This is a genomic window from Candidatus Goldiibacteriota bacterium HGW-Goldbacteria-1 (genome assembly GCA_002839855.1).
Lineage (GTDB): Bacteria > Oederibacteriota > PGYV01 > PGYV01 > PGYV01 > PGYV01.
This window is the reverse complement of record PGYV01000001.1, coordinates 191932-216888: the sequence shown is the minus strand read 5'-3', so window position 1 is coordinate 216888 and position 24957 is coordinate 191932. Positions and strand designations below refer to the sequence as shown.

Here is a 24957-nt window from a genome sequence, read left to right as displayed (position 1 = left end):
TGTATAATAATTCATCATATTAAAGGAGGAATAATAAATGGCAAAACTTGTTGTGACCGGCGGCGCGGGATTTTTAGGGTTTCACATCTGCAAAAAACTTGCGGATAAATATGAAAAAATTCTTGTGCTTGACATTGACACATTCAGAAAAGAAGAGTACGCGGCAAATGTGGAGTATAAGAAAGTTGATGTAAGGGATTTTGAAGCTGTAAAAGAGGCCTTTAAAGGTTATGACGCCGTGGTAAACGCGGCGGCAGCGCTTCCTTTGTGGAGCAAAAAAGATATCTATTCCACCAACGTGGACGGCATAAAAAACGTTCTTGAAGCGGCAAAAGCAAACAATATCAACAGGGTGGTACAGGTAAGCTCCACAGCTGTTTACGGCGTGCCGGAAAAGCACCCGCTTTTTGAAACAGACCCGCTTATAGGCGTAGGGCCTTACGGCGAAACAAAAATAACAGCCGAAAAAATATGCGAAGAGTACAGGACAAAAGGCATGACAGTTCCTGTTGTCAGGCCCAAGACTTTTATCGGTACAGAAAGGCTTGGAGTCTTTCAGATACTGTATGACTGGGTGGAAGCAGGCGCCCTTATCCCGTGCATAGGCAACGGCAATAACAGGTATGAACTGCTTGAAGTTCAGGACCTGGTGGACGCAATTTACCTTATGCTCACAAAACCCGCGGAAATCGCCAATGACACATTTAACGTGGGCGCTAAAAATACGCCGCCTGTAAAACAATACCTTGAAGAATTTTTCAGCAGGGTGGGTTCCAAATCACGCGTTATGAAAACTCCGGCAGGGCTTTTGATATTTTTCCTTGAAATATTCTGGATGCTGCGCATATCGCCCCTTTACAAATGGGTATACGGCACCGCGCATAAGGATTCCTTTGTATCAATAGAAAAAGCGGAAACAAAGCTTGGCTGGTCGCCAAAGTTTACCGAAGCAGACGCCCTTGTCCACTCCTACGAATGGTATATAAAGCACGAAAAAGAGGTAAAAGGCGCAAGCGGGGTAACCCACAGGGTGGCATGGAAGCAGGGAATTCTGGCGCCGTTTAAGGGATTTATGGTGATGTTAAACAAGAATAAGTAATAATAAACATAAATACAAAAACCCCTGAACATAATAATACTTTTTTGTTCAGGGGTTTTTGTATTAAGAAATGTATTTTTGTTGTTTAATTTTTCTTCCGTCCTTTTGTTTTACCGGGTTTATCCTTCCAATTTTCCAATTTCGAATTTTCAATATTTGTTTTATCATTGCCTTTACTTCCGACCCTCCGTGCATCCGACCATCCGTCCCTCTGCTTTACCGGGTTTGGGTATATGCAGTGGTAGGCGCGTCCCTTTAGGGCGCGGCAGTTGATTCAGGATTTTACCAAGCATCTAAACGTCCAAGTCTCCAAGCGTCTGCCGTACCGGGCTTGGGTATATTTTTTCAGTACGCGCCGCAAATTGGTATTCTTGCAGGCAAACAAACTTGAAATCGCCGGTGTGTTAACGTCATTGGCAACTGTGAGCCCGCGGCACATCCGAATATGCCGGCGCAGCATTAAACCGCTCCTGCCGCATACACAGTGAGTTAGGGCGGCACGCACTGAAAAAACACACCCAACCCCTGTGGTTTTCTTCTAATCTTCCAATTTCGAATTTTCAAATTTGTTTTTTTGCCTTTACTTCCGTCCCTCCGTGCATCCGACCATCCGTCCCTCTGTTTTACCGGGTTTGGGTATATGCAGTGGTAGGCGCGTCCTTTCAGGGCGCGGCAGTTGATTTAGGATTTTACCAAGCATCTAAACATCCAAGCATTCAAGCCTCCTGTTTAACGGTAAAATTCTTTGGCTTTACTTTGACTTTTACATGGTATATAATCGCAATAGAAGGTTTTTTGTCAGTTTTTAACATTAGCATGGTTATAACCATGCCTGAATATATATTATTTTATGAGGTAAAAATGGCGGTAGATAATAAAGCAAACATAAAAAAGATGGCTATGATTTATTCCCAGGAAGGCAGATGGGATAAAGCCATTGTAGAGTATAAAAAGCTGCTTGCGCTTGACCCTACCGATTTTACAACTCACAATATGCTTGGGGATGTATATAAAAAGAAGAACGAAGACGAGCTTGCCTATCAGGAATATATGATTGCCGCGGAAGCGCACATAAAACAGGGGCTGGCGGATAAGGCTCAGATAATTTATAAAAAAATAGGGCTGCTTGATTCTTCAAAATTAAACGACAGCGATAGAAAACGCCAGATAATGATAAAAAAACACACAGAAGCGGACAAACTTATTGAAAGCGGCGAAATAGACAAGGCAATTGAAGCGTATAAGGAAATTATAAAAATAAGCCCTGAAAGCCTTGATACCTATCAGAAATTGGGCGAACTTTACGCGCAGAAGGGCGATAAAAAAGAGTCGCTGGTCTATTATGAAAAAATAGTGGAAGTATATTTTAATAAAAGGATGTATAAAAAAGCCCTTCCCATTTACCAGAAAATAATGGATATTCAGCCGGATAATATTGAAGTAAGGGAAAAAATAGCGGAGATTTATGAAAGGGAAGGCAATGATTCCGACGCCAAAAGGGAATTTCTTTTTCTGGCGGAATATTACTGGAAAGAACAGAATGTTGAACGCACCGAATTTTACGCGCAGAAAGCCGTGGAGTTTAAAAGCATAGAAGCGCACTATTTTAAGGGCGCCGCCCTGTTTCATAAGAAAGTGTATGACGAAGCGAAAAAAGAACTTGATATGCTTTTAAAATTCAAGGCCAACCATGTGGGGGCCCTTCAGATTATGGCCAATATCCACAATGACCTTGGGCAGACCGACGAGGCGCTTTCAATATACAACAAGATAATAAAAGCGGAAGAAGAAAATACAGAAGCGCATGAAATGATAGCCCAGCTTATGCTTAATAAAGGGCAGAAAAAAGAAGCTGTCGCAAAGTTTGTAATGATTTCCAATATACATACAAAAAAGCAGGAATATGATAAAGCGGTAGGCGTCTTAAATAAAGTGCTTGCGACAGAGGCGGAAAATCTTGAAGTGCTGCAGAAACTTGCGGATACTTACCTGCTTATGAAGAAAAAGAAAGAAGCAGCGGATACATTTATTAAAATATCTGACATTTATACAAAAGAAAATCTGCCTGATAAGGCACAGGAAGCGTATAAACACGCGGAAGAAAATGACCCGGCCAATAAAGAAATAATAAGCAGGGCTAAAAAATTATCAGGGGCTCCGGAGCCTGTGCAATTTTCAGCGCCTCCGCCGGTGGAACCTGTTCCTGAAAAACAGGCGCCGCCTGTTTTTATCCGGCAGGAAATGCCTGTTTTTGATCTGCCGCCTGTTGCTGCTGCGCCGCCGGAAGTAATAATGCCAAAAATCAAGCCTTCTGATGCAATTGAAAACGTTAAGATAGACTATACGCCGGCCGCGGCGCACGAACAGACAAAAGAGGATATTCCGGCTCTTTTAGCCATGGCGGAAACATTTATTAACAGCGGCTCTTTTGATGAAGGAATTGAGCTTTTTCAGAAAGCCATACTGCTTGACCCGGGAAATCCCCAGATAAAGAAAAAATTAAACGCGGCATATTCTCAGTATGCCGGAATACCGGAAACTCCGGCCGTTGATGAAAAGGCCGCGGCAAAAGAAGAAGAAATAAAAAGGCAGAAAGAAGAAGATAACAGGAGAAAAGAAGAGGAAGAGGTAAAGAAAAAGCAGAAAGAACTTACTGCGGAACTGGAATCCGAAAAAAAGAAAAGGGCGCAGGAAGAAGAAAACGTAAAGAAACGGCAGCAGGACCTTATAAAGAAAATGGAAGAAGATAAGAAGAAAAGGGCTGAAGAAGAGGAAAATAAGAAGAAAAATGAAGAAGCCGGCAGAAATAAAAAAGAAGAAGAGAAAAACGCAATAAAAGAAAGAGAAGACATTAAAAAGAAAGATGATGAACACAGAAAAAAGACCGCTGACGAAGAAAGAAAACGTGATTCCATAGAAAGCCCTCGCGGGCAAAGCGCCGCCGAAGCGGATGAAAGCGCGCTGGATTTTGTGACTGTCATGGCGGCGGATATATTTATGAAACAGGGGCTGATGGCAGAGGCTGAAAGGATACTTAAAAAGATAGCTTTAAAAGAACCGGATAACGCGGAAGCCAAACTTAAACTTGAAGATATATTAAAAAGGCACGACCACCACGGCAAAAAAGAAGAAAGCGCCGAGTCAGGAAAAAAACAGAGCAAGGTTTCATACATATAATTAACCATGCGGCTTAAAAGATAAAAGCATATCAGAAAGCGGTATGCTTTTATCTTTTAAGTCACGGTGAAAAATTTTTACCGGCCTACGGAGGTTACATTGAGCTACGAACAGTATTTTGGACTTACAGAACAGCCTTTTTCCAACGCGCCTGATTCAAGGTTTTATTATGACAGTGAGATGCATCAGGAAGCCATGGTGAAAATAATGCATGCGGCCGAAACCATGAAAGGCCTTGTGGTTATGCTGGGGGAAATTGGCGCGGGTAAAACCCTGCTTGCCAGGAAAGTGCTTGAAAAACTGGAAGCGGATGATTCATTTGTGGAATCGCTGCTTGTAATAGTGCATTCGGAAATTACGGCATCCTGGCTGTTAAAACGGATAGCTTTTCAGATAGGCATAAAGAATCCCGCGGAAAAAAAGGAAGAACTTCTTCCTCAGCTGTATCAAAGGTTATTAGGCCTTTACGAAGAAGGCAAGAAAGCTGTTATTCTTATTGATGAAGCCAACATGCTTAAAACAAGGGAAATTTTTGAAGAATTCAGGGGGCTTTTAAACCTTGAAGTGCCGGGCAGAAAACTTTTGACCCTTGTCCTTATAGGAATGCCGGAGCTGGAACAGAACATAGCGCTTGACCCGCCGCTGGAGCAGAGAATAGCCATAAAGTTTAAACTGCGAAAACTGGAAAGGGGCACTACAATAAATTATATAAAACACAGGATGAAAGTAGCGGGAAATGAAAATGATATTTTTTCCGACATGGCGCTGGATGCCATATTTGAATACGCCGGCGGAACTCCGCGCCTGATAAACACCATATGCGATAACGCCCTGTTAGAGGCGTATCTGATGAAAAGGGAAAGAATAGATTTTGAAATAATAGAACATGTATGCCAGGATTTGGGGTTAAAAAGAAAAATTTAAAGGGGTAATTATGAAAATAGGACTTGCATTGGGCGGGGGAGCCGCATATGGTTACGCTCACATTGGGGTTTTAAAAGTTTTTGAAAAATACGGTATAAAACCCGATATTATAACCGGTACCAGTGTTGGAAGCCTTGTAGGCGGAGGAATAGCGTCAGGCCTTACAGTTGAAGAGTTTGAAAAAATTGCCCTTGAATTAAAATGGAGCGATATTGCTTCCCTTAATATTCCCAAGGAAGGGCTTATAGACCTTGATAAGATAGAAACTTTTATAGATAAGCATTTTAAAGTGAAAAAAATTCAGGATACAAAGGTAAAATTCGCAGCTGTGGTAACTGACCTTATAACGGCAACCGGGCATGTAATTAAAGAAGGCCCTATTGCTCCCGCTATCAGGGCAAGCTGCAGCATTCCGGGAATCTTTACCCCGGCTACCATAGGGGGCACCATCTGCGTTGACGGCGGAATTGTAGATAATGTGCCTGTGGCAGCCGCAAGGGAATTAGGCGCGGATTTTGTAATAGCAGTTGATGTGCTTGCGGGCAACAGGACTGATATTTCAAAACACAGGGATATTTTCAATCTGGTGTGGAGAAGCTGGCAGGTGGCTATAATAAACAGCACTAAGCTAAGGGAAGGCAGGGGCGGCGAAGCGGATTTTACAATTTCCCCGGAAATTGTGGGAATAGGGCCGTTTGACATACATAGAAAGGAAGACCTGATAAAAATGGGGGAAAGGAGCGCTGAAAAATCAATTGAGGGACTGTCTAAAATTATAGGTGAAAAGGGCAGCTTTATGGGAATGATAAAGGGCATATTTACCAGGCAGCTTTAAGTTTTTATCTTATATATAAGACGTTTTTGGGAACGCCAAAAATAGTTTGACAATAAAGTTAAATATATATATAATAATTGAACAATTTTGTGAAGAGCGGGAATAGCTCAGTGGTAGAGCACCTCCTTGCCAAGGAGGGGGTCGCGGGTTCAAATCCCGTTTCCCGCTCCATAAAAAATTCCTTAAAACAATTTAAGGAGGGAGACCTATATGAAAAGGTTCGGGATTATGTTTTTTCTTTTTTCATTACTGGTAATGCTTAATGTTCACACTGTTTTAGTTGCAGCGGATGATTTTGACCTTCCGCCACCGCCGGACGCGGATGAAGAACTTTTACCCCCGGGAGATGACTTTGGCGGGGATGAAATACCGCCGCCGCCGGGAGACGATTTTGCAAGCGATGACATGCCTCCTCNCCCCGGGAGATGACTTTGGCGGGGATGAAATACCGCCGCCGCCGGGAGACGATTTTGCAAGCGATGACATGCCTCCTCCTGCTGACGAATTTGCGGAAAGCGATGTTCCGCCGCCTGCTGAAGAAGAAAGTGAAGATGTACCTCCCCCTCCTTCTGATGAAGAGTACGCAGAAGAAGAGGAAGAAGAAGCGCCTGCTCCCGTTAAGGTTGCAAGCAGCAAGTCAGGAAAACTTTCAAAATACAGGGTCAGCAGCGGCGACAGCCTTTGGAGAATATCCGGCAAAAGCAAAATTTACGGCGATTCTTTCAAGTGGCCCCTTATTTATAAAGCCAATAAGGCTTTAATTGAAGACCCGGACTTGATTTATCCAAGGCAGAACTTTGAAATAAATCAGAACTTCTCTGATGATGTTATAGATGATGCGGTCGGTAAAGCAAAAGAAACACCGCGTTATGAACCTCACACGGAACCAAGGAAAAAGCTTCCTATAAAGTATTAATCGGGATGTGGAATATAAAAAAGCCTCTATCTTCTTGTGAGATAGGGGCTTTTTTACTTTTTTTTAGACGGTAATAAATCAGGCGATATTAAAAAAGCATGAAGGCGGTAAATTTGAAAAAACTTTTATTAACCTGTGTGTTTATTTCTGCTGTATGCACGCAGATTCCGGCGTACACATCCGCGGAACAGGAAGAGTATGATTTTGCGTACTCTCTTTTTCTGAATAATAATTTTTCTATCGCTGAAAACCTGCTTAAAAATTTTATTGTAAACCGTCCGGAAGCGGCTCTGGCAGGCAGCGCTTATTTTGTAAGGGCTGAAGCTTTTTATAAAAAAGGCGAATACTCAAAAGCTCTTTCTGCTTATATGAGCATTCCGCAGAAATATCCGCAGGATGTAAACAAATTCCGCAAAGAACTCTACTACAGGATGGCGGAGTGTTATTTTAATTTAAAGGATTATCAGTCGGCTGCCAAATACTCGGAAATTGTACTTAAAGAATACCCTGACAGTTATATTGCCAAAGACGCCTGCCTTCTTGCGGCTGAAAACCTGTTCTTATCCGGGGATTATGACGGCGCTCTTTCTTACCTTGGCAGGCTTGAAAAATATTCCGACTATGCCAATTTTGACTATGCTTATTATATGACCGGGCGGGTTTATTATGAAAAATCACTTGCAGCCAACGGGGATGAAAAAAAACGGATGGCGAAGGAATCTTTAAGGTTCTTTGACAGGGTGAAAAATGAATATCCCGGCAGTGAAATAATAAACCATTCGGAATTCAGGCGCGCCAACACGCTTTATTCGCTTGAACAATACAAAGATGCTGTAAAAATCTGCGATGTACTGCTTGAAAAAAATGTAAATGACAATAAATTTAAGGCTATGGTGGAATATTTCCGCGCCTGGAACTATTTCATGCTTTCCTATTATGACAGGGCATTTTCAGCTTTTAATTCAATTATAAAAAATTACCCGGGCGACATGCTTTCTATCTGGTCGGAATATAAAAAGGGGCTGTGCTATGAGGCAAAAAATGACAGCAAAGCAGCCATGGAGCAGTATCAAAAAGTAATGACAGACTATCCGGACACCTTGCCTGCCGCGTATTCTGAATATGCGATGGCCTATCTGAATCAAAAGCAGGGCGAGTATTACGGGGCTTTAAATCTTTACGGAGGTATCATAAGCAAGTACAGCATAGAAGAACTTACAAGGGCTTCCTATTTCATGACGGCGGAAATTTATACGAAGATGGACCGGTTTGCCGAAGCCGCGCAGACATATTCGGTGATAGAAAATAAATATCCTGAAGACGCGAATATTGCCAGATTTATGAAGGCGTGGTGCGATTCCAATAACGGCAACAGGGACAGCGCACAGGCTGCATATAATGGAATTCTGTCGGATGATAAAGCGGAACGCGGCCTTAAGGCAAAAAGCACGGTAAAACTTGGGGATATATTTTTTGAAAAAGAAAACCCCGTTGAAGCGGCAAGATATTATAAGAAAGCAATAGATGAATTTGACGATGTGTCCGGAATAAAAGCAGAGGCGCGTTATGGGCTGGGGTGGATACATTACGCCGCAAACAGGTTTGATTCCGCAAGGCTGGAATTTGACGGCGCCGCAAAGGAAGCCGCTTTTGCGGGGGATGCCGAATTAAAAACAAGGGCGCTTTTTATGAGCGCCAATTCGCTTTACGGAGCGTATGAATTTGACAGGGCTTATGGAATATACTCCTCCATATTGTCATCAAAAGACGCGCCTGCGGAGATAAAACAGGAAGCGCTGTTTTACGCGGCTTTCTGCCGCTACAGAAAGGAAGATTTTGACACCGCGGCTTCTATGTGGCGCGATTATCTGAACAAAACAACCGACAGGGTAAAAAAAGCAGAGGCTTATTTCAGGATAGGGTGGGCGTATTTCAGGAAGAATGATTTTGATGCGGCAGTTAAAAACTTTGATGAAATTATAAAAAATTACGGCGATACCCATCTTAACCAGGAAGCGCTGTTAAAAAAAGGCGACAGCTTCTATAATAAGGCGGAATACGCGCAGGCGGTGGTTTCGTACAGGGAGCTTGTGGAAAAATACCCCGAACATTACAGGGTGCCCGAAGCGCTGTATGGAATACAGTGGTCTTATTATCAGCTTGGGGACACGGAAAAAGCGGTGGAAGTGTCCCGGCAGTTTCTGGAAAAATACAGCGGCAGTTCCTATGCGCCGGAGATAATGTACAGGGTGGCGGAGCATTATTACAACTCTTCAAAGTATGAAACCGCGGTATCGGAATTCGCGAAATTTACTTCCAAACACCCTTCCCATGAACTGGCTGACAACGCGTGGTACTTCAGCGGCGTTTCAAATTATTACCTTAGAAATTACCAGATGTCCATTAATGATTTCAGGACAATCATAAATAAATTCCCGGATTCGGCATTTGTAGACAAAGCGCTTTTCAGGACGGCAAACTCATACTACAAACTTCATGATTACAAAAGCGCCGCGGAAAATTACGTGCTTTTTATTAACAAGTATCCCAATTCGGAAAATAGCTGCGAATCACACTTTAATGCCGCCATGTCTTATAAAAGGACAGACGACATGGATAATGCGGTTAAAATGTATCTTGCCATAATTGACACTATGCCGGGCTGCAAACTGCATGAAAGGGCGCATATGAACCTTGCTTACCTTTATCAGGACATAAAAAAATATGAAGAAGCCATAAATATATTTGAAAAACTTTCCGCGGCAAAAGGCAAAAAAGCGGCAGAGGCGCAGTTTTGGATAGGCGACATTTATCAGGCACAGGGAAAAGATAACGAAGCTGCCGCTGCTTTTAATAAGGTTTATGACAATTTTCCTCAGGACGAAGAATGGTTTGTGCCTGCGCTTGACGGCGCGGGTAAAATATATGAAAAACAGGGAAATTTGAAGGCGGCTATTTCAGCGTATAAAAAAATAGTAAAATCCGCAAAAGATGTTAAATATACATCTGTGGCAAAAAAGAGAGCGGAGCTTCTGGAAGAACAGTATAAACTGATGAATCCGGCCCCTGCCGTAAAACCAACGGTAAAGCCTTCCGGGGTGACGCAATGAAAAAATTAATTATGCTTCTTATGGTAATGTTCCTTAATACTGTTTTATGTTTCGCGGCCGCGGAAGATACAATTGAAGACGTAAATGAACAGCCGGGACAGTTTAAGGACGGGCAGTATAAAGCCGAAAGCAATGAATTATTGCCTTCTGTTACAAAAGGGCAGGGTTTTGACTTTAAGGCGCCGGAGATTCTTATTAAAGGAAAGATAGATACAAAAATATCGGTTAAAAGGGAAATGAGAGCACTTGAAAACCTTCAGGATGTAAAAAATGTCCTGTATGAAAAAGAAAAAGTGGGCATTCCGGAATATTACCTTAAAGATGACGCTTTCGGGCTGCACGGTGTACGTGAAACTGAAAGTGATTTTGCCGGCAGGGTAAAGGCGTATGTGGGGTCAATGAGCACGTTATTTATAGATGCCATGGCGGGAAAAAATCTGGGGGATGATTCTGCTTTTACAGCAAGGCTTTTTCACTTTAACAGGGATAATGAACCTGTAAATAACAGGAAAACATGGCTTAATAATAATGATTTAGACCTGTCGTTTTCCATGAAACACGGCGTTGTGAACGCGTATTACACTGCTGGTGCCGGTTTTAATGCGCGGCTTAACCCTTTTCCTGATAATCTCTTTGGCAGCCAGTTTAACCGCGGCAGCGCGTTTTTAGCCGCGCTGTATTCGGGCGAACATAACGGTTATTTCTATGACGCGGGTTTTAAATACAGCCATGAAAATATTTCTTCTGTCAGCGCCGGCGGCGTGTACCGCGAAAACAGGGGGACGCTGTTTATTGACGCAGAAAAAGATTTTGAAATGGAACAGGGGCGCAAAGTCAGGGCGTTTGCTTCGTTTAAGACAAGACTGTCAAATATATTTTCTGCGGGCGAAAATTTTCCAAGCGCTTTTAATATGGACCTTGCCGTAAAAAGCGTATTTAATTTTGACCCGGTATCACTTATGCTTGGGATAAGGCTGCAGGATGATATGCTGACGCTTAACACAATGAGGGTCAGCCCGTATCTTAATATTAACTGTCCTTTATTCTCATACGCGGAGCTGTACTTTATATTTGACCCAAAAATGAACGCGCCGGATTATTCAGCGGCAGGCGATTATACATATGTAAACCGTGATTTTAAAATTCCTTCGGAAAATATCAGTTTAAAGACAGGCGGCACGCTGAACTTATTTGAAATATATACGGATGTATTTTTTGGAATGAAAAGTATTGACGATTACGGTTATTATGAAGAGTCATCTCAAACCGGCGTTTTTATTTTGGTTAACGCGGATGTGGACTATACTTATGCCGGTGTAAGCATTCAGACGTTAAAGGCGGAAAATTTCAGTTTACACGCGGAATACAAGTATAACCACATCGTTAAAACATCCGCCGATGTAAATAATTTTGCCAATAATGTTTTTTCAGTAAAAGTGAATTTTGAAAAATACGGCTGGCTGGCGTCTGCTCAGGCGCAGGGGCAGAGTGCTGTTTACGGGAAAAAAGGCGCAAAAAATCCCGCTTTCTGCGGGTTAAATGTATCTCTTTCAAAAAATATAACTGATAATATAAAGGTCTTCGGGTATGTAAATAACCTGTTGAATAACCCGCAGTATGTATTGTATTATTATAAAGAACCCGGGATAAACCTTGGGCTTGGCGCTGAATTTAATTTCTAACAGATAATAAAAGCAAAAACATATTTTCAGGAGGAACAAATGTTTGGAGATACTTCGTTCTGGCAGCTTTTCATTAAAGGCGGAGCTGCCGTATTTTTTCTGCTTGGCGTGTCTGTCCTGTCCTGGTGGATAATTATTGACAGGGCAATATGTTTTTCCAGAATAAAAGTGAATACCCTGGATTTTATGGACAGGGTTAAAAAGATGCTGGCAAAAAAGGACAAACAGGGCGTGCTTACACTCTGCCAGACAACACCGGGCCCGTTAAGCGCTGTGATACGCTCCGGAATGGAAGCGTCCGGGGATGGCAGGGAAAAAATGGAAGCTGCCATGCAGAGGACCCTTAATTATGAAGCGGCAAGAATGCAGAAGTTTCTTGGAATTCTTGCCACGGTGGGAAGTGTTTCGCCGTTTGTAGGGCTTTTTGGAACCATCCTTGGAATAATAAAGGCATTCAGGGACCTGGCGCTTGCGCACGGCGGCGGGCCTTCTGTCGTGGCAAACGGTATCGCGGAAGCGCTTGTAGCCACCGCTATGGGTATTTTTGTCGCCATTCCTGCAGTTGTGGGCTACAACTTATTTGTACGTGCCATTGATAATACAGAAACTGAAACCATAAACGCCGCGTCTGAACTTGCGGACCTGATGGATTAGGCTGTAGCCATGCTGAAAAAAAGGGAACGTGAAACTCTTAATTCCGAAATAAATGTGGTGCCTCTTGTGGATGTCATGATGGTGCTTCTTATAATATTCATGGTCACAACCCCGTTTATCATGCAGGGCAGCATTAAAATTAACCTTCCTTCCGCGAACGCGACAACTGACGAACTTCCTGACAAGAATATAATAATAGGCGTGTCAGAGGCAGGGGAATTTTTTCTTAACGGAAACAGGGCTGTAAATGAAAGCGACCTTATTTTGCAGCTTAAAAAATTGATTCTGGATACGGGCAATACGCGCGTAATAATCGAAGGTGATAAATCAGCCCGGCATGGCGCTATAGTGGCTGCCATGGGCGCTGCAAGGGAAGCCGGAGCGGAAAAACTTGCGGTTTCCACGATACCTGATGATAATAAAATACAGGAAGTTCAATGAACTACGAACGCACCGAACTGATTTCAGCGGGAATATCCATGCTTCTGCATGCTGTAGTCATTATTTTAATGACTATGATAATGGTGCAGCAGCCCGTAAAAAGAGTGGCTTTAATTACCGACGTTACGCTTATTGACCTTGGTAAAGATGCCGGTATAAAAGGCATGGAAGAAAAAGCGGCGGTGGGCGCGGCGGAGAAACAGGAAAAAATAGCGGAAACAGCAAAACCACAGCCGGTAAAAAAACCGCAGCAGCAGGCAAAGCCGGCGGAAAAACAGCCCGATGTAAAGGAGCTGCTTAAAAAAATAGAGCGCGAAAAATCAGCGCTGGATATGGGAATTTCCAGGGAAAAGTTAAGGACTGCTTCGGCTGATGTTTCTGAAACATCTGAAGGGCGTGAAGAAGAAGCGTATGAAGGCGAAACTGTGGCAGGCGGCGATCCGGAAGTAACAGGGGCGCTGTCCGCCAGAAAATACGCGAAGATAGACTGGCGTTTTCCGGCAAACCTTCCGGAAGAATCAGAACTTGCCGTGGAATTAATTGTCATGCCTTCGGGAGTAATCAGAAGCGTAAAACTTGTAAGAACATCCGGTTATCCTGACCTTGACAGGCAGGCGGTATCTCAGGCAAGAAAACTATCATTTGAACCATTGCCCTCAGGGTCTTCTCAGGAAGACCAGATGGGGATTCTGCTGTTCAAGTTTGGAGCGCAAAGATGAATAAATTCGGATCAGTAAATGTGGACGCGGCTTTAAAAGGGCTTGATGACAAGAAAGCCATGGATATAAGGGTATTTGACGTAAGCGAGGTTTCACCTTTTTGGGATTACTTCATAATTGCCACGGGCACTTCCAAGACGCACCTTACGGCGCTGTTTAAAAGCGCGGAAGACGAAGTGCAGAAAGCCGGCGGAGTTATTGTGCACAAGGAAAAAGGCGGCGATTCCAACTGGATGCTTGTGGATACCGGGGACGTGCTTGTTCATGTTTTTGACAATGAGACAAGGCAGTACTATTCCCTTGAAAAACTATGGGGTGAAAAAGAAGTTTTTGGAAAGAAAAGCAAAAAGGAATTAAAGTAATGGCTGTTAAGAAAAAGAAAATGATATCCGAAAAGACAATCAGGATTGATGACAGAATAATAGCCATTCTAAAAGATTATTGTAAAGAGCACGGTATAGAGCCGGGTAAATTCATTGAAGAAGCAATTCTGGAAAAACTTGAGATTGACGGCATAAAAGAAGACATGTATTTGTACGATGATTTTGAAGAAATACAGGACGATGCGCCGGCTCCTGTTGACGGGCTTCACGTGTATTCTGAAATGGACCCTGATCCGGGAAAGAAAAAGCACTGAAAAATTACAGGTATTTGTGTTATGTATTTCTGCGGTATAACTTCAAACTGCCTCGTAAGTTTTTTATCTGAATTAAAATAAGGAGAAATGCGTTGCCAAGTTTGGCGGAATTTGACAGTCAATATAAAGGCATGATATGCGGCGTGGATGAAGCCGGGCGCGGCCCGTGGGCAGGCCCCGTGGTTGTGGCTGCCGCGGTTATAGACCCGGACAGAATTAATACATTATCCGCTGTAAATGACTCCAAAAAACTTACAGAGAAAAAAAGGGAAGAACTGTTTCAGGTGGTTATTAACGCCTGCTACACATATTCTATATCTGAAATATCTTCAAAAATTATAGACCGTTCTGATATCCTTTCAACCACTTTAAGCGGAATGAAAAGCTGCGTGGAAAAACTTTCAAAAAACCCCGATATTGTTATTATTGACGGCAATAAGGCGCCGGATCTGCCCGGATATAACGTAATAACCGTGGTGGATGGGGATGCAAAAAGCCTTTCAGTGGCCGCCGCTTCAATACTTGCAAAGGTTTACAGGGACAGGGTTATGAGAAATTTTGATAAACTGTACCCCGGCTATGGTTTTGCAAAGCATAAAGGGTACGGGACAAAAGAACATGTGGAAGCCTTAAATAAACTGGGGGTATGCGCCATTCACAGGTTAAGTTATAAGCCTGTTGCGGCTATCGCGGCAAAACATAAGTAATAGAATAACACATAGGGGGTATGTGCGGATGGACGGGGTAAATCTAAGGCGGCAGGGGAATTATTACGAACAGAAAACCGCGGAAAAGATGAAGCGTGAAGGGTATGAAATTCTGGACGTTAATTATTATGCCAAGGGCGCGGAACTTGATATCATCGCAAGAAAAGGGGAAATACTGGTTTTTGTGGAGGTAAAAGCCCGCAAGAAATCCACCGGGTTAAGCCCGTTCGGCGCGGTTGACAGAAAAAAACAGAAGAAGATAATAATGGGGGCAAAACAATACATCTTTGAAAAAAATCTTTATAAAAATTACGTGCGCTTTGATGTGGCGGGAGTTTTTCCGGATGGCAATGGCAGCGAAAAAATAGAGATTATTAAAGACGCTTTTCAGGAATCCTGACAGTACACTTCTTGCTTTATGGCATTTTTGCGGATATGATTTGTATGGATATGTAAATAAGGCAGGGGGTGTAAAAGATGAACGCGGAAAAAGAAGTGATTTTGAACGTCAGCGAGCCGAAAAAATTCACTAATGCAATTAAAAAAAGCGTTAATGAAGCCGTGGAAAAAGGATACGATATAGACCTTCAGTTTGGCGGGCCGGAAGAATTTCCCACGCACGAGTATTTTAATAACGATATTGAGTTTAAGAAAGCCGCGGTTTATGCCGCTGATTACTGGACCAGGATGCATATTACCGTTGCCGGCAAAAGCGACAGTGAAAATATTCAGGAATTAAATGAGATTCTTAACGGGATAAAAGACCAGATAGACAATCACGCTGAACCAAGATTTCATTGATAATATAAAGTAAATGGTTTGCTTTTTGGATTTTTTGTCCTGGTAGCCGCGCCTTTTAAGGCGCGTTGTTTATGGTTTTTGTGATTTATGTCCTGGTAGACGCGGGTCTTTAGCCCGCGTTTTTTTATTTATTGGATATGGATTAAATGTTTATTTATGGGATATTGGATAATAGTTTATGGGATAATTATTCTTCTCGCTTTACTGATTTACAAATCCCGCCCTTCATGATATTTTATCTTAATGTATTGAATTAACCGGAGGATTTATGCCGCCTGTTGTATATCTTAAAAAGTGTGAAAATTACGAAATTTTAAAGCTGACAGCGGTAATTGAAGAGGGATTCAGGGAGCTTGGCGGAATTGAAAAATTCATAGTAAAAGGCGACACTGTCCTTTTAAAGCCCAACTGCCTGGCTGCGGCAGCGCCTGAAACGGCCATCACTACGCATCCTGAATTTTTACGCGCTGTAATAAGGGTAATAAAGCCGCTTGCCGGAAAAATAATGGTGGGGGACAGCCCCGGTTACGGCAGTTTTATAGGCGCCTGCGCTAAAAATGGAATGAAAAAAGTGTGCGATGAAGAAGGCGCTGAAATTATAGAGTTTAAGCCTGACACGCGCGCGGATGTGGAAAATCAGCTCTTATACGGCAATTTTATGATTGATTCAAGGGTTATGAAAGCGGATAAGATAATAAACCTTCCCAAGTTAAAGACCCACATGCTTATGTACATGTCCATGTGCGTGAAAAATACTTTTGGCCTTATATCAGGCATAAAAAAAGTGGAATACCACGCTAAAGCGGAAAAAGACAAATTTCTTTTTGCTAAAATGCTTGTGGACCTTCATAGGGCAAAACTGCCGGTATTAAATATTCTTGACGGTATTCTGGCGATGGAAGGCAACGGGCCGGGCGCTGACGGTACGCCTTTTAATATGGGGCTTGTAGCCATGTCTGCTGACGGTTTTGCGCTGGATACGGCTGCGGCAAAAGCCGCGGGCGTAGACCCGTATAAGATATACACGAATTATGTCTATAAAGAGTCTGTTAATAATGGAAAGGATATTGAATTTGAAATAAAAGGGAATCAGATAAATGAGGTTTTTCATAAAATAAAGACTCCTCCCGGTGAGCCTAAGGGTTCAGCTTTCCGCGGCCTTATTAATTTTATAAGGGATCATGGAACCCCAAAGCCGGTGTTTCGCGTCAAATTATGTACGGGATGCAAAATTTGCGTAACACACTGCCCCGTAAATGCGTTAAAATATGTAAACAAGGAAAAAGGCATTAAATGTGATTATAATAAATGCATCAGATGTTACTGTTGTCATGAAATGTGCCCGGAAAACGCAATTAAAACCACCAGGCCGCTGATTTCAATATTGATTGATAAATTCAGTTAAATATTTGGAGGGTGAAGTGAAGAAAAAATCTTTATTGGTCTTATTATTAATTCTTGTTATGGCAGCTGCTGTATATGCTGTCATTACCGTGGAAGCTGTGGCTGGTACGGATAAAAAGACAGCTGTGCTGGGGGACTCTATAGTATATACGGTTTCGGTTAACCGCACCGGGGATGCTTCGCAAAGCCCAAGAATAACCCCGCCTGATTTTGAAGGTTTCAGGATGTCAGGAAGCCAGTCATCCAGCAGAATTAACATAATAAACGGGCAGACATCAATAGCCACATCCATGCAGTTTGTCCTTGTCGCGGTAAAAAGCGGGCAGGTGACAATAAAGCCTTCCAAAGTCACTTTTATGAATCCGGACACAAAGGCATATGAAACAATTGAAACAAAACCCGTTATCATTACTGTATCGGGCGGCAGCAGGCAGCAGCAGATGCAGCCTACGGCTTCGCTTCCGGCGGCGGTACCTACAATAGTGCCGCAGAGCCAGATTAAAGAAATAAGGGTAAGCCTGGATTTCAGGCCTGAAAAATACCTGCCGTATCTGATACTTCTTGCTGTGCTTATAACCGCTGCATATTTTATAATTAAAAAGTTAAAGGGTAAAAAACAGCCTAAGCCGGTAAAACAGCAGGTAATAGATTTCAGAAAGGATGCTTTAAACAGGCTGGATGCAGCGGCAGACTTTATTAAAACAGAACCCAAGCTGTTTTATTTTGAAGCTTATGAAGTTATAAGATTATTTCTTTCAGGCAAGTATAATGTTTCCTTTAACGAACTTACCACACAGGAAATAATGAAAAAACTGGAAAGCGCCGGCGCCGGGAAAAAAGAAGTACAGGCAATAAAAGAGCTGCTGCAGGAGTGCGACCTTGTAAAATTCGCGGATTATAAACCGGAAATTCCGGAAGCGGTTGAAGTTTACGAAAAGGCAAAGGGCATTATAACCGTATAGCGCTTAATATACATAATTTTTATGCTATAATTAAAAAAACGTGAATAAGGGAGGAAATTATGGCAAAAGAAATTATTTTTACGGACAAAGCCCCAAAACCAATCGGTGCGTATTCACAGGCGGTAAAATGCGGTAATTTATTATTTCTCTCCGGCCTTCTGCCGATTGTTCCCGAAACAGGACATCTATCTACAGAGGGTATACACAAAGAAACTAGGCTTATTTTTCAGAATATGGAAGCTGTTTTACAAACCGCGGGAAGCTCCATTGAAAATGTGCTTAAGATGACGGTATTTATGACAAATCTCGATGATTTTAAATTTGTAAATGAAGTAATGGAAGAGCTATTCGGAAAAAATCTTCCTGCCAGAAGCACTGTACAGGTGGCCGCTCTTCCCAAAGGCGCTAATATTGAAATAGAGGCGATAGCGGAAATATAATAAGAGCGGAAGCTTTGACGTTTAGATGCTTAGAAGCTTGGCAGCTCGGTTTGGACCTGGTAGCCGCGGGCTTTAGCCCGGGGCAGTTGATTTTAAAATAGATAATATTAAGTATAAAGCAATTAGTAAAATAGCCAGTTTAGAATAATGTGTATCCCATCAAAATAGCCAATAAATAAACCTTAAAACAAATAGGTTTTTGTACTATTTATACTTTTTGGTTTATATTCTTTTGGTTAATTCATTATTTATGGGCTATGGCTTATAATCTATGGCTTGAGTTTGATTGGAGAAATGTTTTTATATAAATGGATATGGGTTAAACGGTTATGGGATAATTTTTATTTTAATACCTTCCCCACAATATCCTGATGGCCGGCGATGAAATCTGACGCGGACATTCTTTTTTTACCTTCTGCCTGAATTTCCTTAATCAGCAGTCCGCCTTTTCCCGCAGCTACCATGAATCCCGAACCTTTTTCAATTCCATAAACGGTGCCGGGAGGGTGAACTTCCGCGTTGTCAATACACGTAGCACTGAATATTTTCAGGATTTTTCCGTCAAGCCCGCAATAAGAGACAGGCCATGGGAGAAGCCCGCGTACCATATTAAAGATATCCCTGTTTGATTTTTTAAAATCTATCTTTCCATCTTCTTTTTTAAGTGTCTTCACAAGTGTGGTAGCGCTGTCATCCTGTTTTACCCTTTCATATTTCCCGGATTCAAGCAGTTCAAGTACGCGCGGCACAGAATTGCCGGCAAGGGCGGAGAGTTTTGAATAAAGGGTAATTGAATCATCACCATCCTGTATTTCATATCTATCCATATGCATTATGTCACCGCAGTCAAGCCGCTTGTCTATAAACTGGTAGCTTACCCCGGTTTCTTTATCACCCGCCATTATGGCGGCGTTTATCGGCGCCGCGCCGCGCCACCTGGGAAGAAGTGAAGCGTGGATGTTTATACTGTGGAATTTTGGGTGGTAAATTATTTCGTCAGGCAGTATCTGTCCAAACGCCGCGATAAGGTTAAGGTCCGGTTTTGACTGCAGATACTGTTCCATAAATTCCGGTGACTTGACTTTTTCCGGCTGTAATACCGGGATTGCAAGTTCAAGGGCGGTTTTTTTTACGGGGGTGGGAAGTATTTCCTGTTTTCTGCCTGCAGGGCGGTCCGGTTGTGAAACCGCGAAAAGAATTTTATGGCCGGATGCGGCAGCGGCTTTTAAAGAGGGAACTGCAAATTCAGGAGTTCCAAAAAAAACTATGTTCATTTAAGTTTTGCCCCGGTTTTTGTTGCTGTTTTTAATTCTTTAAGTTCCTTGCCGTGTGTGAATTTTCTTGCAGGGGACATGCGGTCAATAAAAACCACCCCGTTTAAATGGTCTATTTCGTGCTGAAGCACTATGGCAAGAAAGCCTTCTGCCTCTATTTTTAAAGGTTTACCGTATGGGTCAAACGCGCTTACCGTAATTTTAGCAGGCCTGTCAATTTTTTCAAAAATGCCCGGGAAGCTTAAGCACCCCTCTTCAAAGGTTACTTTATCTTTTGAAACAGAGGTAACCACGGGATTTGCCAGGTACAATATAACGCGGTCCTCCTCCCTGGAAGTATCAATTGTTATCATCTGTTTTAAGATACCCACCTGATTTGCTGCAAGGCCGACGCCGTTAAAAGCGTACATAGTTTCCAGCATGTCATCAAAAATCTTTTTTAAATCCTCGCCAAATTCTGTCACCGGTTCCGCTTTCTTTTTTAATACCGGGTCTCCGTATTTCTTAATTTCATAAGTCATTTGTAACCGTCCTTTTGATAATGTGTAATAATTATATACTATACAAAAAAAAGTTCAATGGTTTATAGGTAATAATAAAGGGATGTCAGGGTTTATAGATTTTTCCGCTGTGATTGACAATTATACAGCTATGTGTATAATTGTAATATACCCAATCAGGAGGTAATGTATGACAATGTATGAAATGCAGGCGGAACAGTTTAAAGCGCTTTCCCACCCTTCAAGGGTGAAGATAATTCAGATATTAAGCGAAAATAACTGCTGTGTCACAAATCTGGCAAAGTTGTGCGGAGAACCGCAGCCGCAGACTTCCAGGCATCTGGGGGCTTTAAAAAAAGCGGGAATACTTATATGTGAAAAAAAAGGAACCAAGACCTGCTACAAAGCCAGCTGTGCAGAGGTGTTTAAGATGGTGGATGCCGCCGGAAAGATTGCCGAAAAGCGCGGCCTTGATATTGCGGGCGGAAGTAAAAAGAAAAAGGGAGGCAGATAAAATGGACAGGCTTATTGATGAAAATTCCGTTAAAGAAATAAAAAATAAATTTGACGCGGAGCTTAAGGAAAGTGTGGATGTGGTTATTTACAGCGGAAAGGACGGTGTATCTGAAAGCGAGCAGGAAAAGCAGCTTGTCACTTTTGCGAAGAGGTTTTTAAAGGAATTGTCAGAAATAGACGGCAGAATTTTGGTTGAAGAAAAGTCAGCGGATTCTGACGAAGCAAAAAAAATAGGAATAATCACTTCACCCAGTATTTCTTTGGGGTTAAAAAAGGGATATAAAATAATTTTTAACGGCGCTCCGCTTGGCCATGAAGCCACAAGTTTAATTGAAATAATTATTATGCTGTCCGGCGGTAAAACAGGGCTGTCTGATGAAGATAAGGCGCTGCTTACAAGTGCGGATAAAGAAGCCAAGATACAGGTTTTTATCACTCCCACATGCCCGTATTGCCCAAGGTCTGTTATTCTTGCGGCTAAGATTGCCGTTGAAACAAAAGGCAAAATCACTGCGGAATGCGTTGAATCTATGGAAAATCAGCAGTTATCCGAAAAATTTAATGTGGGTTCGGTGCCGCAGCAGGTTATAAATTCAGACCCTGCTTCAATCACGGTAGGCGCACAGAATGACAGGGCGCTTATAATGCAGGTTTTAAAGTACAGCGCGCCGGAAAAAGCGGCCGCTTTGGAAGCAGAGGCAATGAAAATAAAAGCGCAGAAAGAAAAACTTACAGACAGCCCAAAAGAAACAATCTATGTAACGGACAGTAATTTTAAGCAGGCGCTGGCCAAATATCCAGCGCTTGTGGTGGACTGCTGGGCGGAATGGTGCATGCCGTGCAAAATGTTATCCCCTGAAATTGACCAGCTTGCGCAGGAAGAGGCCGGTAAAATTGTTTTTGCAAAGCTTAACGTTGATGAAAACCGCGAAACAGCCGAGACACACGGGATTATGTCCATACCCACCATTATGGTGTTCAAGAACGGCATAAAAACCGGCGATATTGTGGGGCTTCAGCCAAAACCGATGCTTTTAAGCAGGATACAGGAACTTTTAAAATAGAAGATTTATTAAAATACAGGGAGGAATTAATATGGATACGGGTATATCAATTAATCTTTCAAATTCACAGGGTGGAAGCGTGTCAAATAAAGCGGATGTAATTATTATAGGCGGCGGGCCTGCGGGCCTTACAGCTGCCATTTATAATTGCAGGGCGGGCTTAAAAGTAATGATGATTGAAAAACTTGCCGTGGGAGGGCAGATATTTTTAACCGCTGAAATTGAAAATTATCCGGGATTTGAAAATGTTTCAGGGCCGGAGCTTATACAAAAAATGGAAAAGCAGGCTGATAACTTTGGCCTGGTTAAAGTATTTGATGAGGTGTTAAAAATTGAAAGTGAAAGCGGCGGAATTAAAAAAGTTCATTGTGCGTCCGGGACAGTATATGAAGCAAAAGCAATAATAGTGGCCACCGGCGCCAGATATAGGGACATAGGGGTGCCGGGGGAAGCTGAATTCAGGGGCAGGGGAGTTTCAAACTGCGCGACATGCGACGGAGCATTTTACCGGAATCTGGAAGTGGCGGTGATAGGCGGGGGAGATACCGCGGTAGAAGAGGGTATTTATCTTACAAAATTTGCGTCCAAAGTGCATATTATACACAGGCGTGACAGGCTAAGGGCCGCTAAAATAATACAGGACAGGGCTTTTGCAAATCCTAAAATAAGTTTTATTCTTGATTCGGCTGTAACCTCTATTTTTGGGGCAAAAGGTGTTGATGGCGTTAAAATTAAAAATCTTAAAACCGGTACGGAAACTGATTTAAAAGTGTCAGGGGTTTTTGTATTTATAGGGCTGATACCCGGGACGGAATTCATGAAAGGGACACTGGAAATGGATTCACAGGGATATATAAAAACAGACACGGACATGAAAACAAGCGTTGACGGTATTTTTGCCTGCGGCGACTGTATTGAAAAAAAGTTAAGGCAGGCAGTAACCGCGGCGGGCGACGGAGCCATAGCAGCCTATTCCGCGGAGCATTATATTGAAAAGATAGAGGGAACGGAATACGTTTAAGACCTAAGCCATAGCGCATAAGCCATAGCCCATAAATAATCAAAATCAAGCCATAACGTATAAGCCATAAAGGTTAAATAGAAATAAAAGATAAATCTGCGGTTTTGCAGTTGTTTAAGGTTTATTTATAGGCTATGGGTTATGAGCTTTGGGCTATTGTGTAAACCATAGCCCATAAATAATCAGAATCAAGCCATAACGTATAAGCCATAAAGGTTAAATAGAACTAAAAGATAAAGCTGCGATTTTGTAGTTGTTTAAGGTTTATTTATGGGCTATGGCTTATATATAAAATCCGCTCAAGGCGACCAGCATTTCCGCTGCAAGACGACCAGCCGGAACGCTCATGCGACCACTCAATCCGTTAATGACGACCAGCCGGTAAGTCAAGAATAATTCTCGTCAAAAACTTTGAATCAATTATCCTTTATTTTAATTGCTTTGAATTTCTTTAATTTTATCATCTGCTTGTTTATAGCCCAGAGAAGAGGCTGTTTTTAAATCTTTAAGCGCGCCAGTTTTATCGCCGAGTTTGAATCTGGCAATAGCACGATGGTAATAGGGGTAGGGATCCGCATAATTATTTGCAAGCTCAATAGCCTTACTGAAATCTTTTATAGCATTTTTGTAATTAGATAAATTATTTTCAATTTCTCCGCGTGTGCAGTATCCGATAAGCATTTTTGGATTAAGTTCTATTGACTTATTAACATCTTTAAGTGCCCCGGAAAAATCGCCGGTTTTATTTTTTATATCAGCCCGTTCGTTATAAGCAAATGAATTATTTGGGTTAATAGACAATACTGCGTTTATGTCTTCAAGTGTTCCTTTACTATCACCCATTGTGTTTTTTGCAGAAGCCCTCCACAAATGTAATTCTTCCAATTCCTTGCTATTTGGTTTTAATAATATTGCTTTTGTAAAATCATTAATAGCTCCTTTATGGTCATCGAGTCTAAGTTTTACTCGTCCTCGCTGCATGTAAGCATCTTCAAATTTTGAATCAAGTGCTATTGCTTTATTAAAATCAATTAAAGCGTTTTTAAAGTCTTCCGTATCGGCAATAATGATGCCGCGAGAAAAATGAGCAATCTTATGGTTTGGATTTAACTCTATTGTCTTATTAAAATCATCAAGCGCGCCTTTGAAATCTCCTAATTGCCATTTTACATTGCCGCGTTCTCCATAACTATATGAATCTTTTGGATTTAACTCTATTGCTTTGGAATAATCTTTAAGGGCATCTTTTTTGTTACCCAAAAAATTTTCAACCATTCCCCTTCTGTAATAAGCCTGTTGCAAACCCGGGTCAATAGTCACCGACTTGTTAAAATCATCTATTGCACTATTATATTCATTTAATTGTGATTTAACTATTCCCCGGAGGCAATAAAGCTTTGCGTTTTTTGGATTTTTGTTAATCAATTTGTCATACTCTTCAAGCGCCCCTTTATTATCCCCAATTGTCTGCCTGATTAAGCCCATTAATTGACCGTTTGTTAAATTTGAACAGGAAACCAGAAACAAACTCATTAGAATCATAAGAATTGCTATAATCTTTTTCATAAACCCTCCTGAAAATTAAGGCCTTTGAACTCCCTTATCCGCATTTAAAATATACCGCAATCCAATGCCTTATTCAATGTTTTTTGTGGTTTCCGCATAGAGCCTCCTCGCAATTCGAATTTATACGATATATGAAGAAGTCTGTCCATGACCGCATCCGCGATTGTAGGCTTGCCCATGAATTTGTTCCATTCTTTGATTGGAAATTGGATGGTGATAATCGTTGAACCGGCCATGTATCTGTTTGAGATAATTTCAAGAAAATATTTTCTGTCATAATCGAAAAGGGCGCTAATTCCGAAATCGTCGATGAGCAGCAGGTTGGTTTTGGATAACTTTTTAAGATGCTTTAAATAATTACTGGCGTCTTTAGAGGCCATTATGTCTCCGAAAAGTCGCGGCCACCGGAAGTGAGAAACCGTAAATCCATTTCTGCAGAACAAATTACCGAAAGCGCAGGCGATATATGTTTAAGGTTTATTTATGGGCTATGGCTTATACGTTATGG

General features: G+C 42.0%; 26 protein-coding genes and 1 tRNA gene. 23 read left to right on the top strand and 4 right to left on the bottom strand.

Going from position 1 to position 24957, the window contains the following annotated elements:
- Positions 1–37: 37 nt before the first annotated feature.
- The 20 genes from CVV21_00875 to CVV21_00780 all read left to right on the top strand — a co-directional run bounded on the left by CVV21_00875 (position 38) and on the right by CVV21_00780 (position 18508).
- Positions 38–1099 carry an epimerase gene (locus CVV21_00875; protein ID PKL92928.1) on the top strand — a complete coding sequence of 354 codons (1062 nt, stop codon included), beginning with the start codon at positions 38–40 and terminating at the stop codon, positions 1097–1099.
- Between the two features lie 645 nt (positions 1100–1744).
- Positions 1745–4276 (top strand): hypothetical protein, encoded by a 2532-nt coding sequence (locus CVV21_00870; GenBank protein PKL92927.1) that lies wholly within the window; start codon positions 1745–1747, stop codon positions 4274–4276.
- A gap of 99 nt (positions 4277–4375) precedes the next feature.
- Positions 4376–5200 (top strand): AAA family ATPase, encoded by an 825-nt coding sequence (locus CVV21_00865; protein ID PKL92926.1) that lies wholly within the window; start codon positions 4376–4378, stop codon positions 5198–5200.
- A gap of 10 nt (positions 5201–5210) precedes the next feature.
- Positions 5211–6035 carry a hypothetical protein gene (locus CVV21_00860; protein ID PKL92925.1) on the top strand — a complete coding sequence of 275 codons (825 nt, stop codon included), beginning with the start codon at positions 5211–5213 and terminating at the stop codon, positions 6033–6035.
- A 96-nt stretch (positions 6036–6131) separates the two neighbouring features.
- Positions 6132–6206, top strand: a tRNA-Gly gene (locus tag CVV21_00855).
- Positions 6207–6245: 39 nt separating this feature from the next.
- Positions 6246–6464 (top strand): hypothetical protein, encoded by a 219-nt coding sequence (locus CVV21_00850; protein ID PKL92924.1) that lies wholly within the window; start codon positions 6246–6248, stop codon positions 6462–6464.
- Positions 6436–6951, top strand: a complete 516-nt coding sequence (locus CVV21_00845) for a hypothetical protein (GenBank protein PKL92923.1) — start codon at positions 6436–6438, stop codon at positions 6949–6951. The genes CVV21_00850 and CVV21_00845 overlap by 29 nt, the downstream gene beginning before the upstream one ends.
- Positions 6952–7049: 98 nt before the next feature.
- Positions 7050–10061, top strand: coding sequence for a hypothetical protein (locus CVV21_00840; protein ID PKL92922.1), 3012 nt, complete (start codon positions 7050–7052; stop codon positions 10059–10061).
- Positions 10058–11743: a hypothetical protein gene (locus CVV21_00835; GenBank protein ID PKL92921.1), complete on the top strand. Its 1686-nt coding sequence runs from the start codon at positions 10058–10060 to the stop codon at positions 11741–11743. The genes CVV21_00840 and CVV21_00835 overlap by 4 nt, the downstream gene beginning before the upstream one ends.
- Positions 11744–11782: 39 nt before the next feature.
- Positions 11783–12397 carry a MotA/TolQ/ExbB proton channel family protein gene (locus CVV21_00830; protein ID PKL92920.1) on the top strand — a complete coding sequence of 205 codons (615 nt, stop codon included), beginning with the start codon at positions 11783–11785 and terminating at the stop codon, positions 12395–12397.
- Between the two features lie 9 nt (positions 12398–12406).
- Positions 12407–12838: a biopolymer transporter ExbD gene (locus CVV21_00825; protein PKL92919.1), complete on the top strand. Its 432-nt coding sequence runs from the start codon at positions 12407–12409 to the stop codon at positions 12836–12838.
- Positions 12835–13557 (top strand): hypothetical protein, encoded by a 723-nt coding sequence (locus CVV21_00820; protein PKL92918.1) that lies wholly within the window; start codon positions 12835–12837, stop codon positions 13555–13557. Before CVV21_00825 ends, CVV21_00820 begins: the two co-directional genes overlap by 4 nt.
- The gene (gene rsfS, locus CVV21_00815) at positions 13554–13919 is read left to right on the top strand and encodes a ribosome silencing factor (protein ID PKL92917.1); all 366 of its coding nucleotides are present in this window, start codon (positions 13554–13556) and stop codon (positions 13917–13919) included. The genes CVV21_00820 and rsfS overlap by 4 nt, the downstream gene beginning before the upstream one ends.
- Positions 13919–14194, top strand: a complete 276-nt coding sequence (locus tag CVV21_00810; GenBank protein PKL92916.1) for a hypothetical protein — start codon at positions 13919–13921, stop codon at positions 14192–14194. The genes rsfS and CVV21_00810 overlap by 1 nt, the downstream gene beginning before the upstream one ends.
- Positions 14195–14325: 131 nt before the next feature.
- Positions 14326–14901, top strand: coding sequence for a ribonuclease HII (locus CVV21_00805; GenBank protein PKL93053.1), 576 nt, complete (start codon positions 14326–14328; stop codon positions 14899–14901).
- Between the two features lie 28 nt (positions 14902–14929).
- Positions 14930–15301, top strand: coding sequence for a YraN family protein (locus CVV21_00800; protein PKL92915.1), 372 nt, complete (start codon positions 14930–14932; stop codon positions 15299–15301).
- Positions 15302–15378: 77 nt separating this feature from the next.
- Positions 15379–15702 (top strand): hypothetical protein, encoded by a 324-nt coding sequence (locus tag CVV21_00795; GenBank protein ID PKL92914.1) that lies wholly within the window; start codon positions 15379–15381, stop codon positions 15700–15702.
- Positions 15703–15970: 268 nt separating this feature from the next.
- Positions 15971–17107, top strand: a complete 1137-nt coding sequence (locus tag CVV21_00790; GenBank protein PKL92913.1) for a hypothetical protein — start codon at positions 15971–15973, stop codon at positions 17105–17107.
- 16 nt (positions 17108–17123) lie between these two features.
- A complete protein-coding gene (locus CVV21_00785; protein PKL92912.1) occupies positions 17124–18068 on the top strand; it encodes a hypothetical protein in 945 nt (314 codons plus the stop codon).
- Between the two features lie 59 nt (positions 18069–18127).
- Positions 18128–18508 (top strand): hypothetical protein, encoded by a 381-nt coding sequence (locus CVV21_00780; protein ID PKL92911.1) that lies wholly within the window; start codon positions 18128–18130, stop codon positions 18506–18508.
- 341 nt (positions 18509–18849) lie between these two features.
- Here the strand turns inward: CVV21_00780 and CVV21_00775 are convergent, their stop codons facing one another.
- A complete protein-coding gene (locus tag CVV21_00775) occupies positions 18850–19782 on the bottom strand; it encodes a methionyl-tRNA formyltransferase (protein PKL92910.1) in 933 nt (310 codons plus the stop codon).
- On the bottom strand, positions 19779–20303 hold the full coding sequence (gene def / locus CVV21_00770) for a peptide deformylase (GenBank protein ID PKL92909.1): 525 nt from the start codon (positions 20301–20303) through the stop codon (positions 19779–19781). The genes CVV21_00775 and def overlap by 4 nt, the downstream gene beginning before the upstream one ends.
- Before the next feature lie 169 nt (positions 20304–20472).
- Between def and CVV21_00765 the strand changes: the two genes are divergently transcribed.
- The 3 genes from CVV21_00765 to trxB are packed head-to-tail and all read left to right on the top strand — an operon-like array spanning position 20473 to position 22883.
- Entirely contained in the window at positions 20473–20796 is a 324-nt protein-coding gene (locus CVV21_00765; GenBank protein PKL92908.1) for a transcriptional regulator, read from the top strand.
- Positions 20720–21862: a thioredoxin gene (gene trxA, locus CVV21_00760; protein ID PKL92907.1), complete on the top strand. Its 1143-nt coding sequence runs from the start codon at positions 20720–20722 to the stop codon at positions 21860–21862. The genes CVV21_00765 and trxA overlap by 77 nt, the downstream gene beginning before the upstream one ends.
- Positions 21863–21893: 31 nt before the next feature.
- Positions 21894–22883, top strand: a complete 990-nt coding sequence (gene trxB, locus CVV21_00755; protein PKL92906.1) for a thioredoxin-disulfide reductase — start codon at positions 21894–21896, stop codon at positions 22881–22883.
- A gap of 432 nt (positions 22884–23315) precedes the next feature.
- Here trxB and CVV21_00750 read toward each other — a convergent pair whose 3' ends face one another.
- Together CVV21_00750 and CVV21_00745 are read right to left on the bottom strand one after the other, a co-directional pair.
- On the bottom strand, positions 23316–24449 hold the full coding sequence (locus CVV21_00750) for a hypothetical protein (GenBank protein PKL92905.1): 1134 nt from the start codon (positions 24447–24449) through the stop codon (positions 23316–23318).
- A 44-nt stretch (positions 24450–24493) separates the two neighbouring features.
- The gene (locus tag CVV21_00745) at positions 24494–24913 is read right to left on the bottom strand and encodes a hypothetical protein (GenBank protein ID PKL92904.1); all 420 of its coding nucleotides are present in this window, start codon (positions 24911–24913) and stop codon (positions 24494–24496) included.
- Positions 24914–24957 lie beyond the last annotated feature (44 nt).

Coding starts and splice junctions, on each gene's coding strand:
- CVV21_00775 (PKL92910.1), bottom strand. CDS start 19,782: ATGAACATAGTTTTTTTTGGAACTCCTGAATTTGCAGTTCCCTCTTTA.
- trxA (PKL92907.1), top strand. CDS start 20,720: ATGCCGCCGGAAAGATTGCCGAAAAGCGCGGCCTTGATATTGCGGGCG.
- CVV21_00825 (PKL92919.1), top strand. CDS start 12,407: ATGCTGAAAAAAAGGGAACGTGAAACTCTTAATTCCGAAATAAATGTG.
- CVV21_00805 (PKL93053.1), top strand. CDS start 14,326: ATGATATGCGGCGTGGATGAAGCCGGGCGCGGCCCGTGGGCAGGCCCC.
- CVV21_00875 (PKL92928.1), top strand. CDS start 38: ATGGCAAAACTTGTTGTGACCGGCGGCGCGGGATTTTTAGGGTTTCAC.
- CVV21_00750 (PKL92905.1), bottom strand. CDS start 24,449: ATGAAAAAGATTATAGCAATTCTTATGATTCTAATGAGTTTGTTTCTG.
- CVV21_00820 (PKL92918.1), top strand. CDS start 12,835: ATGAACTACGAACGCACCGAACTGATTTCAGCGGGAATATCCATGCTT.
- CVV21_00780 (PKL92911.1), top strand. CDS start 18,128: ATGGCAAAAGAAATTATTTTTACGGACAAAGCCCCAAAACCAATCGGT.
- def (PKL92909.1), bottom strand. CDS start 20,303: ATGACTTATGAAATTAAGAAATACGGAGACCCGGTATTAAAAAAGAAA.
- trxB (PKL92906.1), top strand. CDS start 21,894: ATGGATACGGGTATATCAATTAATCTTTCAAATTCACAGGGTGGAAGC.
- CVV21_00840 (PKL92922.1), top strand. CDS start 7,050: ATGAAGGCGGTAAATTTGAAAAAACTTTTATTAACCTGTGTGTTTATT.
- CVV21_00835 (PKL92921.1), top strand. CDS start 10,058: ATGAAAAAATTAATTATGCTTCTTATGGTAATGTTCCTTAATACTGTT.
- CVV21_00810 (PKL92916.1), top strand. CDS start 13,919: ATGGCTGTTAAGAAAAAGAAAATGATATCCGAAAAGACAATCAGGATT.
- CVV21_00800 (PKL92915.1), top strand. CDS start 14,930: ATGGACGGGGTAAATCTAAGGCGGCAGGGGAATTATTACGAACAGAAA.
- CVV21_00830 (PKL92920.1), top strand. CDS start 11,783: ATGTTTGGAGATACTTCGTTCTGGCAGCTTTTCATTAAAGGCGGAGCT.
- CVV21_00790 (PKL92913.1), top strand. CDS start 15,971: ATGCCGCCTGTTGTATATCTTAAAAAGTGTGAAAATTACGAAATTTTA.
- CVV21_00795 (PKL92914.1), top strand. CDS start 15,379: ATGAACGCGGAAAAAGAAGTGATTTTGAACGTCAGCGAGCCGAAAAAA.
- CVV21_00765 (PKL92908.1), top strand. CDS start 20,473: ATGACAATGTATGAAATGCAGGCGGAACAGTTTAAAGCGCTTTCCCAC.
- CVV21_00860 (PKL92925.1), top strand. CDS start 5,211: ATGAAAATAGGACTTGCATTGGGCGGGGGAGCCGCATATGGTTACGCT.
- rsfS (PKL92917.1), top strand. CDS start 13,554: ATGAATAAATTCGGATCAGTAAATGTGGACGCGGCTTTAAAAGGGCTT.